The organism is Streptomyces sp. NPDC048275, assembly GCF_040652275.1.
Classification (GTDB): Bacteria; Actinomycetota; Actinomycetes; order Streptomycetales; family Streptomycetaceae; genus Streptomyces.
Map to the genome: position 1 here is coordinate 1 of NZ_JBEZLR010000175.1, position 10,032 is coordinate 10,032.

General features: G+C 66.4%; 11 protein-coding genes and 1 pseudogene. 5 read left to right on the top strand and 7 right to left on the bottom strand.

Features of this window, described 5'->3' with window-relative positions; translation table 11 throughout:
* Positions 1–364 (bottom strand): transposase (locus AB0D57_RS46140; RefSeq protein ID WP_362088508.1); only part of this gene is annotated, 364 nt, incomplete at its 3' end.
* A 175-nt stretch (positions 365–539) separates the two neighbouring features.
* Positions 540–1,553 (bottom strand): site-specific integrase, encoded by a 1,014-nt coding sequence (locus tag AB0D57_RS46145; RefSeq protein ID WP_362088509.1) that lies wholly within the window; start codon positions 1,551–1,553, stop codon positions 540–542.
* Positions 1,554–1,644: 91 nt separating this feature from the next.
* Between AB0D57_RS46145 and AB0D57_RS46150 the strand changes: the two are divergent.
* A pseudogene (locus tag AB0D57_RS46150) lies at positions 1,645–1,986 on the top strand (DUF6192 family protein); the annotation flags it as partial.
* Positions 1,987–1,988: 2 nt separating this feature from the next.
* Positions 1,989–2,405 carry a RacP protein gene (locus AB0D57_RS46155; RefSeq protein WP_362088510.1) on the top strand — a complete coding sequence of 139 codons (417 nt, stop codon included), beginning with the start codon at positions 1,989–1,991 and terminating at the stop codon, positions 2,403–2,405.
* A gap of 256 nt (positions 2,406–2,661) precedes the next feature.
* Here AB0D57_RS46155 and AB0D57_RS46160 read toward each other — a convergent pair whose 3' ends face one another.
* The 3 genes from AB0D57_RS46160 to AB0D57_RS46170 all read right to left on the bottom strand — a co-directional run bounded on the left by AB0D57_RS46160 (position 2,662) and on the right by AB0D57_RS46170 (position 4,418).
* Positions 2,662–3,246, bottom strand: a complete 585-nt coding sequence (locus AB0D57_RS46160) for a class I SAM-dependent methyltransferase (RefSeq protein WP_362088511.1) — start codon at positions 3,244–3,246, stop codon at positions 2,662–2,664.
* Positions 3,247–3,402: 156 nt separating this feature from the next.
* Entirely contained in the window at positions 3,403–3,726 is a 324-nt protein-coding gene (locus AB0D57_RS46165; RefSeq protein WP_362088512.1) for an AzlD domain-containing protein, read from the bottom strand.
* Entirely contained in the window at positions 3,726–4,418 is a 693-nt protein-coding gene (locus AB0D57_RS46170) for an AzlC family ABC transporter permease (protein WP_362088518.1), read from the bottom strand. The genes AB0D57_RS46165 and AB0D57_RS46170 overlap by 1 nt, the downstream gene beginning before the upstream one ends.
* 67 nt (positions 4,419–4,485) lie before the next feature.
* Here AB0D57_RS46170 and AB0D57_RS46175 point away from each other — a divergent pair, with 67 nt between their 5' ends.
* On the top strand, positions 4,486–5,070 hold the full coding sequence (locus tag AB0D57_RS46175; protein WP_362088513.1) for a helix-turn-helix domain-containing protein: 585 nt from the start codon (positions 4,486–4,488) through the stop codon (positions 5,068–5,070).
* A gap of 291 nt (positions 5,071–5,361) precedes the next feature.
* Here AB0D57_RS46175 and AB0D57_RS46180 read toward each other — a convergent pair whose 3' ends face one another.
* Positions 5,362–6,285, bottom strand: a complete 924-nt coding sequence (locus AB0D57_RS46180; protein WP_362088514.1) for a TetR/AcrR family transcriptional regulator C-terminal domain-containing protein — start codon at positions 6,283–6,285, stop codon at positions 5,362–5,364.
* A 104-nt stretch (positions 6,286–6,389) separates the two neighbouring features.
* Between AB0D57_RS46180 and AB0D57_RS46185 the strand changes: the two genes are divergently transcribed.
* Positions 6,390–7,559: an FAD-dependent monooxygenase gene (locus AB0D57_RS46185; RefSeq protein WP_362088515.1), complete on the top strand. Its 1,170-nt coding sequence runs from the start codon at positions 6,390–6,392 to the stop codon at positions 7,557–7,559.
* 573 nt (positions 7,560–8,132) lie between these two features.
* Positions 8,133–9,005, top strand: a complete 873-nt coding sequence (gene mauJ, locus AB0D57_RS46190; RefSeq protein ID WP_362088516.1) for a methylamine utilization protein MauJ — start codon at positions 8,133–8,135, stop codon at positions 9,003–9,005.
* Between the two features lie 92 nt (positions 9,006–9,097).
* Here the strand turns inward: mauJ and AB0D57_RS46195 are convergent, their stop codons facing one another.
* Positions 9,098–9,838: a hypothetical protein gene (locus AB0D57_RS46195; RefSeq protein ID WP_362088517.1), complete on the bottom strand. Its 741-nt coding sequence runs from the start codon at positions 9,836–9,838 to the stop codon at positions 9,098–9,100.
* Positions 9,839–10,032 lie beyond the last annotated feature (194 nt).

Below are 10,032 nucleotides of genomic sequence, written 5' to 3' on the forward strand. Positions count from 1 at the left end.
CGACAAATTCAACACGGTACACAGCCGCTTCACGCCGAAGGCGCCGCGGTGGTCGGCAACGAACTCGAAGCGGCTCACCAGTTCGTCTCGTCTCGCCCGCAAAATACTTGGCCGCCCGGCGCAGAATGTCACGTTCCATCTCCAGCTCGCGCACCTGCTTGCGCAAGGCCGCGATCTCCGCGTCCTTCGCCGACTCCGCAACTGCCTCGGGCCGCCCGGCCTTCTCCGCCGTCTTAATCCACTGCCGCAGCGTCTCGTGATTCACACCCAGCTCAGCGGCGATACGCGAAACGGGCCGGCCCGACGAACGGGCCAACGCCACCGCGTCGGCCCGGAACTCCGCCGAGTACTTGTAGGTCCCCACCCGGGACCCCTCTCCCTGGACTCAAGATCCAGTGTCGAGGTGTCCACGATCAAGGTGGAAGGCCCGACTCCGGGTGGCTTCCGCCAACCGAAGATCACAACCCTACCGGGCCCCATCAGCCATCGTCACGGCAGTTACCCAGTTTCCCAGCCGCTTACGATGGCCGGGCAACCAGTCACAAGATCAGCGCCAGAGCCGAATTGGCTGACCGTCGACAGGTGCCAAGGACAGCGTTGATCCGGCGGAACACGGCCCGCAGGGCCTCGTAGTTCATCGGCTGAAGCAGCAGTCCAGCTCCGCGGTCACGGCGTCGAAGCGTCCACCAGATCGGGTCGTTCGGCTCCAGTGGGGCGAGTTCCGCCAGGTAGAGACGGAGCCAGACGAAGGAGTCCGGGCTCGCCGGCAGCCATTGCGCATCGTCGCTGCCCTTGCGGCTGACCTGCACCAACTGGTCGCCCCAGTCGAGGTCGACGCCCCGGATGCCGAGTACCTCGCTGGCCCGGGCCGCGTTGCTGATGTCCAAGGAGAGGATCGCGCGGTCCCGGTTGGAGCGCAGGGCGCCGAAGAGGTCGTTCCACCGCTCGTCGGGGATCTCGCGCGGTCTGGCCTTGGGAATCTTGGGGTTGTAGCGGATCCGGCCTTCGGGCCCGAAGGGGTCCAGCGGATTGTGGTGAGCGTGCGGACGGCTGCCCCTGCGATCGAGCGGCACCGGGTTGACCAGCGGGCCGTGCCCGGTCTCGATCCAGAACTCGTAGAAGCTGCGGACTACCGCGTTGCTGTGCCGGATCGTCCGGGGCTGGTACTGATCTCCGGGATTCCGCTTGCGGGTGATCGGGTTGACCGTCCCCGCAGTGGACGCTGACTTCGTCCGTAGCGAGTTGCGGGGCTTGGTCGCTTGCTTCAACCAGAGCACCAGGTCCCGCACTTCCGCCGAGGTGGCCCTGTCCCACTCGACCTGAACAACGCGCAGCCACCGCCACCACCGCAGCAACGCGTACGCGTAACTGCGTACGGAGCCGGGCCGGTTCCGGGCGACAAAGTCCCGCAGGTACCGCCGAACAGGCTCGACCGGCATGCCCTCCGCATCAACTACGAGCCAGGGCACCACTCCGTCCGACGGCACGACCTTGCCCCACCGCGGCAGCCGGATCGAACCGAGATCCCGTTCCACCTCATCCAACGACCTCACGCAGCTCCCCTTCTGTTCGCTGCCTGAGATCTATCGGTCAGCCCGTACCTGCCCCCTCCAATGCCTCGGAGTGTCGTCCGGTAGTCCGGTCAACAGAGACACCGCCCGGTCCCAGGTCAACCACGCCCAGGTGGAACGCAGCCGCCAGGGCCGCGACACCTTCGAACGCACCAGCCCCGTCGCCCCCGCCGTCCGCCACATCGACCGCACCGTCGAATTCCTCGACCTCGTCACCGCCTGCCACGCCTTCGTCGCCGCCGCCGGCCGCACCGTCCCCGGACTGCGCGACCGCACCCTCGCCGACGACGAACGCACCATCGTCCACCAGAACATCGCCAAAGTCCGCGCCACCCTCGACTGGATCGAGACCGCCGTCGACACAGGCAAGGTCGACATGGACGACGAACTCACCCGCCTCCTGCGGGGTGAATAACCGTGGACAAGCGCTCCCCGACCGCGGAGCGCCACGCCGACCTCGTCCGCACCGCCCTGCTTCAAGCCGCACCCGCTGGCATGACCCTGCTCGAACTCGCCACAGAATGCGGGCTCAGTCGCTGGCAGACCCGTCGGGCGATCACCGCACTCAAAAACGTCTGCGCGCAGAACGAATGGCCGCCCTTGCTGTGGACCCGTGAACGCGACTACCACTTCTGCGCGGACGAGGTCGAACTGGAGAACTGGGAACGCGCTTGGATCAGCGAGAAACTCACCCAGTTCCGCCGGATGCTCACCGGCACCCTCGGCCCTCACCTCCTACTGTTCCCGAACAGCACCTGGGCCGAATACCTCACCGCCCAGGTGCGAGCGATCGAATCCAACCTGGAGATGGCCTCTCAGCGCCAGGCCCCCTGAAACGCCCTCGACTCCGACCCGGACGCCGTCGGCCTCGACGATGACGACGACGGGGAGGAGGGTAGACCTCGCGGGAAGGGCAGGGCGCGTAGGGCCCAGGTGTCGGCGGCCGAGACGGGCGGCCGCGGCGATGAGGTAAGGGGTGTCAGATATGAGTGGGTCTCTTGCCGACGGTGAGGTGGCGGGCCAGAAGCACGGTGGCGAACAGGGCGAAGGCAGCCTGATCACCTGCCGGTCTTCGCGCTCTTGATCGTTCTCAAGGCCGGGCTGACCGCACCGCCATAAGGAGCCCGCTCGCCCAGGCCATGCGGACGGAGCGAAAGTCCTCTCGTTCTTCCAGGTCGGTCAGGAGGCGCTTGACCGAGGCGCCGTGGTCTTCTGGCCACCCAGGCTGCGGGTCGAGGTCGTCGATCAGGTACGTTCCGCCAAGGGCCACGAGTTGCAAGGCTTGTTCCAGGTGCGTGAACTTGCCGGGCCAGGTGTCCGCGAACACCAAGTCGAACGGTTCCCCGTCATAGTTCTGCAGCCATTCGCCGCCGTCTCCGGCCACAAAGGTCACCCGTGGATCGGACCTCAGCTGCTCGCGGGCGACTCTCTGCACGGCCTCATCGAGTTCGATCGTGACCAGATGAGAAGCGCTGTCCATCCCGCTGAGAAGCCAGGCGGTGCCCTCGCCCACACCCGTGCCGAGTTCGAGGATGCGGCCACCGGGACGGGTAGCCGCGAGCACCGCCAGCAAGCTGCCGGTGCGCTCCTCACAAGACATGGTGAAGCCCGCTTCGCGCGCCGCAGCACGCAGGGCCGGTAGGGAAGCCGGGAATCGGCTCGGCGTGTCGTCCATCCGGGGATGATGCAGCCGCCGTGCCTGCCCCGCAACACCTTTTGCCGTCCCTTCAGCGGCTCCCCGGCCAGTCCCTGACACCGTGATGTCTCCGCAGGCCAGATCAATCGGCCCGGTACGTCGAGCGACGCACGCGGTGCCCTGGTCAGCCGCACCTCACTCGACACCGATCAGCCGGAGCACGGCAGCCGCGGTGGCAGCGCTGAGAACGACCACCAGGAAGGGGGCCTTGCGCCAGGCCAGTAGTCCGCCAAGCAGGACCCCGGCCGGGCGGGCAACCCCAGCGGCACCGGTTCCTTCGGTCACTGCGGTAACGACCACCATTGCCGTCAGGAGCACGATGGCCGACGCCTCCAGCAGTTTCTCCGCGCGCTGCGGAAAGTTGATCCGGGCCCTCAGCAGCGGCCCGGAAAGCCGAAGCAGGAATGTCCCCGCCGTGAGTCCCAGCGCCGCGGCGAGCAACTGAGTCGCGGTCGGCATTAGGAAGCCTCCTTCGCAGTCGTTGCATCCGTCGAGCACCTGAAGACCGCGAGCCCGGCCAGGGCGGCCAGCACCGGGATCCCGGCAGGCAGGAACGGGACACTTAGCAGCGCAAGTGCGGCGCCGAGCAGGGCGGGACGGCGGACTCCGGCATCCCGCAGCGCTGGGAGGATCAGCGCCAAGATCACGGCCGGGAACATCGCGTCGAACCCGAAGGCATCCGTGTCCTGCATGACCGAGCCCGCTGCTGCCCCCAACAGGGCACCGGTGGGCCAGCACACCAGGATGCCCAGTCCGCAGGCCCAGTAGGTGACTTTCTGGCGGCCCATGCCCTGCTGGGCCATGGCGAAGACCACGGTTTCGTCGTTCATCAGGTGAATGCCGAGCGCCCTGCGCCAGCCTCGCCCGAGCACGTCGGGGACGGCCAGACCGAAAGGCAGATGGCGCGCGTTGACCAGCAGACCGGCCAGCAGCGCGGCGATCGGGCTGCCGCCACCAGCGATGATCCCTATAAAGAGGAACTCGGAGGACGCCGCGAGCACCAGCGCACCCATGAGCGCCGGGAACCAGAGCGGAAAACCCGAAGAGGCCGCTGTCGCACCGTACGACAGGCCGACCACCCCGACCGCCAGGCAGACCAGAGCAATATCGCGCCAGAGGCCCCGATCGAGGGTTCTCCATATCGAACGCATGGTGTTTATAATGAACAAGATCCTTGCGTTCGTCAAGGCGAACGATCGTCCAGTGGAGCGAACGAGCATGGCACCAGACAACGCGTCTCCGGGCGCCGATCCGGACCGTCCGCCGATGGCGGTCATCGCCGCCTCACTGCGTAGAGAACGCGCACGTAGCGACCTGTCACTCACCGAGGTCGCCCGGCGGGCCGGCATCGCCAAGTCCACGCTCTCCCAGTTGGAATCCGGCGCCGGGAACCCGAGCCTGGAGACGCTCTGGGCGCTTTGTGTCGCATTGAAGGTGCCCTTCGCCCAGCTGATCGCCCGGCCCGAGCCAAGGGTCCAGGTGATCCGGGCCGGGGAGGGACCTGCGTTGATCTCTTCACAGGCCGACTACCGGGCGATCCTGCTGAGCTCGTGCCCCCCTGGGGCCCGGCGCGACCTCTACTTCATCGCAGCTGAACCTGGGCCGCAGCGCTCCTCCGACCCCCACATGCCAGGGGTGGTGGAGCATGTTGTACTCAACACCGGCCGGGCGCTGGTCGGCCTTGCAAACGAGCCCGTGGAGTTGCACGCGGGCGACTACATCGCCTACCCGGGCGACGTACCGCACGTCTTTCAGGCACTAGAGCCCGGGACCCGTGCCGTACTGATCTCCGAACACACGTAGCGAGACCGGCACCCCTGGGGAGGACGGCGAACCCCTCGACGATCTTGAGCCGGGAGACGGTTGCGGCTGCATGTGGGGCGAGGTCGAACATGGAGTGGCCCCCACCCAGATCTGCGCACGCCGCCGCTCACGGGAAACGATCTTTTCGCACACGGGAAGCGATCTCCGCGTAGGCCCCTTCACCGCAGGTCATCCCCACTCGTGAACACCCCTGCGAGGGACCTCTCGAGTGTCAGGGCCTTGTCGTCGCCTCCTGTCGGCCAGGCAGTTGAACGGGCAGTTGAAGATGTCTCAGGTCACCGTGCCGCGGGGCTTCGCCGTCCTGATGCGCGTTGCGAGGCCGTCGAGGAGGGTGGTCAGGCCGAACTCGTACAACGATGTGGTCGAGAGGGCGGCCTCATCAGCGACGGAAGCGAAATGTGGCAGGCGTCCCTGAGCCAACAGTGCGGTCATGCGGTCGTGCTGGGCGTCCATCCACTGTTCCCCGGTGATCCCGCTGGACTGAGTGGCGCGTGCTTCGGGTTCCGTGTCGATCGCCTGGCCCCGGACATATCCGAAGAGGGTGACCGCCGCGTGCATGCGGGTGTCGGCGTCCAGCCCGAGGCCGTCCAGGGCGGCCAGGGCCCATTCGATGTGTCGCATGCCGTGCGGCACGAGCAGGGGGCGGCTGAGGTTGAGGGCATCGGCCAGCCACGGATGGGCTTGGTACAGGCGCCACTGGATGGCCGCGGACAGCTCCAGCCGGGCCCGCCAGCTCTCCGGCGGCCGCGTGGGCAGCGGCTCGCTGGCGAAAGCGGCGTCCACCATCAGCGCGATCAGCTGTTCCTTGTTCGCGACGTGCCGGTAGAGCGACATGGTCGGTATGCCGAGTTCCGCGGCGACCCGGCGCATCGCCAGCCCGGTAGTCCCCTCGGCGTCGGCAAGTGCCATGGCCGCGCGGACGACGCGGGTCCGCACGGTCGGGTCTTCGGCGGTGGACCTGGCCGAGCGGGCCTGCGGCGCGGTGTCGGCGACCACGGTCCCGACTCCGGGAACGGCCCGCACAAGGCCCTCCTGTCGGAGCGCGGTCAGCGCTTTGGTGGCCGTGGCCATAGCCACTCCCCATCGCTGGGTGATCGCCCGGGTGGACGGTACGCGGTCACCGGGAGCGAGTTCGCCCGCCTGGATACGGCGGCGCAGTTCTCCCGCGATCCGTGCGTACGGGGGCTGAGTCATGGTCATGGAGCGTAGTGCACTAGTGCACCCTACCCTGTTTGCACTAGATCGCTTTCATGGAAAGAGCACTTCATTAGCGGTCTTAACGTTCGTACGTTGTACTCATGATGACGAACAAGAAGGTTCTGATCTCTGGCGCTGGTGTCGCAGGACTGGCGCTCGCCTACTGGCTGGACCGCCACGGCTTTCACGTCACGGTGGTCGAACGCGCCCCGCAGGTCCGGCATGGCGGCTATGCCGTCGACTTCCGGGGTGAAGCCCTCCACGTCCTGGACCGGATGGACCTGCTGGAGCCGATCCGGGCACTGGACACCGAGATGGGCGACGCGGCGATGGTGGACGCCGAAGGAAGGCAGTACGCCACCCTGCCGGCCGCGGTCTTCGCGGGCGACCTGGAGGTTCCCAAGGCAGAACTGACCCGGCTGCTGTATGCAGCCGCGCAGGACAGGGCGGAGTACCTCTTCGGCGACTCCATCTCCGCGGTGGAGCAGGACGCCGACGGCGTGAACGTCACCTTCGAGAGCGGGCCGTCCCGCCGGTTCGACCTGCTGGTCGGCGCCGACGGGCTGCACTCACGGGTCCGATCGCTGACCTTCGGCCCCGAGGAGCGCTTCGTACAGCCTCTGGGTATCTACACCGCGATCTTCAGCCTGCCGAACTATCTGGGGCTGCACCACACCGGGCAGCTGTACGTCTCACCTGGGAAAGCGGCCAACATGTTCGCCGACGGCGCAGGCGGCCGAGCTCGGGCCGCCCTGCACCTCGCAGCCGAGCATCTGGAGTACGACCGCCACGACATTGGCGAGCAGCAGCGCATCATCGCCGAACGGTTCGCCGGTGAGGGCTGGGAGATCCCGCGGCTGTTGACGGAGATGCGGGCAGCCGAGGACTTCTGGTTCGACACCAACGCCCAGGTCGTGATGGACACCTGGGCCAGCGGTCGGGTCGTCCTGCTCGGCGATGCCGGCTACTGCGCGGCCCCGACCTCGGGACGCGGCACGTCCCAGGCGCTGATCGGCGCGTACGTGCTGGCAGGCGAGCTGGCGCGGGCCGACAGCGACCACACGGCGGCGTTCATCGCCTACGAGAAGGCGATGCGGCCCTTCGTCACCGAGCACCAGGCTGTGGGGCGCGAGGGCGCGCAGCGGTTCTTCATGCCCGCCCCCAGTCAGGAGGTGCTGGACATGCTCGCCGCCAACGCCGTGCCCGCAGCCGGAGCACCAATTCCCTCGCCCTCCTCGTCCTCCCACTCCTCATCACCCGCCATCCCATAGGTGACCTTGACGTACCAGGACTCCAGAGCGTCCTCGAAGTCGTACGGCACCGCGGGATGCCCGTGACCGTAGTGCAGATGCAACCGGGCGGGATCGCCCAGGAGTTCACCGACCGGGCGCTTGGACCTCGCTGACGTCATGTCCACAGCCTAGGAGCGGGCACTGACACCCCACCCGGAAACGGTACGACGGGCACCTTGCCAGGTCCTCCTCCTGATCACGGATACGCGGAGATCAACCTCCTTACACGAGGCCAGCCAACCAGCTTGTCACCACCGACCACGCCCGCAGCCGCGCTCTTGGCCCACCTCACTCCCCCACGCCACCACACCACCCCTGACCAGCACAGACCCGCTCCGCCTGATCCACCCGTCAATGGAAAATCCTTCGACGATCACTAGATTCCGGAACGATCACTGAACTCGCACTTCAGAGGGCTCTTCGACTCTTGGACCTCCACGGAAACCCCAGCTCAGATCAATACGGCACGACGACCAGGAATCCCGCAACGATCACTAGATCAGCAGCTCAACGCATCATTCATGCAGTGATCCTTCGTGGATTTGTCACTGCATGGTTCGAGGAATCAACTGGCCGAGCCTTGCCTACGGCGTCCGCATGCCGGGAATAGGCATCGAGGAATTCGAGGCCGACAGCAAGTGGGGCATGCAAGAGCTCTCCGAGCTGGGTCTGCTCGTACCCCTTCCCCTCAACGCGGAGGGGTTCTACGACACTTCGCTCACAGCGCCGTCGCTTGAGGACGTGCTCTTCGTCGCGGACTGTATCGCGTTCGACCACGACTCCCCCACGGTCGTCACCTCCCTTCAGGAGCCGGCCACTGCACCCTACGAACCAATCGGGCATGACCGCCCATGGCTTCCCGCCAATCGCACCTACCATGACACCCTGGACTCCGTCGCCCAGCAGGCCCATGAGATCCGGTACACCGACATGCTGCGACTGCGGTACGGCACGTACAACGATCCGCTAGCCCGGTTCAGCCGCCGGTTCGCAGCTCGCACCGAACCGCTCGCCCTTTACGCCATGGCCATCAGGCATGTTGACCTGCTCGCCGAGTACATGGGGCTGTACCGCGTGCTGGAAGCGCCGCGGAGTAGCAACGGCATGGACTTCATCACCGACCACCTCGATTCCCTCGAGGGGTACGACTTCGGGAAGCTGCTGACCATTCCAGCATTTCTCCCGGAACATACCGAGGAGCCCATCGAGGTGTTCTCCGTACTCAAAGAACGGGCGCTCGGTCGTGTGGAGGCTCTCACAACAGCAGGCATCGATACCGCCAAGCACCTCTACGCCATCCGCAACGGACTGGCACACGGCAAGAAGGATCTCATCCTCAACGACTTCGGCAACGCAGTCGATGCTGTGGCAGCCGACCTGCCCCTGCTGAAACTCCTGGCACGTATCGCTGTCGAACAGGGTTGACCACCCCTCAGCCGGACTTATCCAAGGCCCGTGGGGCCGTCACCATCCCAGCGAAACCGCATGCGCGGCCGTGGCAACTGCTGCCGCCGCGCTTAGGGTGTCGTGCCCGGTGGTTGCAGGATCGGGTTCCAGGCGAACCAGCCCAGGTTCTCGGCGTCCAGTTCCCACGGGGACTCCAGCAGCAGTTTCCGGGTTGCCGCAAGGTCGGCGGTGATAGCAGCCGAAGGGGGGCCGATACGGGTCATCAAGTCGCCCCGTGTATAGAGAAACTCCTCGTCCTCGCCGCGCAGTCGACGCATCGCCACTTCCACACAGGCAGGCCATTTCGGCATACCGTAGTGGTCGGCGTGAGTCCCGAACTGAGGAGCGCCGACGAAGATAAGGAAGTCGTCCGGCGGCAGTCCCTTCTCGAAGTGCCTGAACATGTCGATGCGCTGTTTCACGTGCTTCTTGATCTCTCCGAGGAATCCCCAGCCGAAGTCCGTCAGAGTCCCCTCGCATCCGGGCCAGACCATGTCTCGGTCCAGGACCAGGTCCTCCAGTGCATAGAGACGGAACTGGTCGTCGGAGCCGAGGGCTTCGAACGCCTGCCGGGTGAGCCAGGTGTTGCGCGCGAACATCGTCCCGTCGTGCAGCGCCTTGCGCCGGCTGGTCGGACGAGAGGCGTGCGCGTCCTCGATCGGGCCGTTGCGCCACACGGACTGGACGAGCCCGTGGGCCGCTGCCCACCGCAGTCCGTCCTGCACCTCGAAGACGCCCATCTCCTTGAGACGCTGCCGTGCCCAGTCCAGCGCATCCTGGATGTCCTCGTCCACCGGCTGCCTCTCCCCCATGGTTTCCCGCTCCCCCTCTTCCCCTTCGGTGTTCCTGCCCATCTGTGCGTTGCAGCGCCCGTAGGAAGGGTCAGATCGTACGCGGCCTCGCCGACGTTCACCTCATGTGTTCAGCTGAGGCCGTGACCTGACGCTCCGGCGGAAGAAGGGTGCCTCCCACCTGCGATGATCTGGACTGTCTAGATCAAAACCGT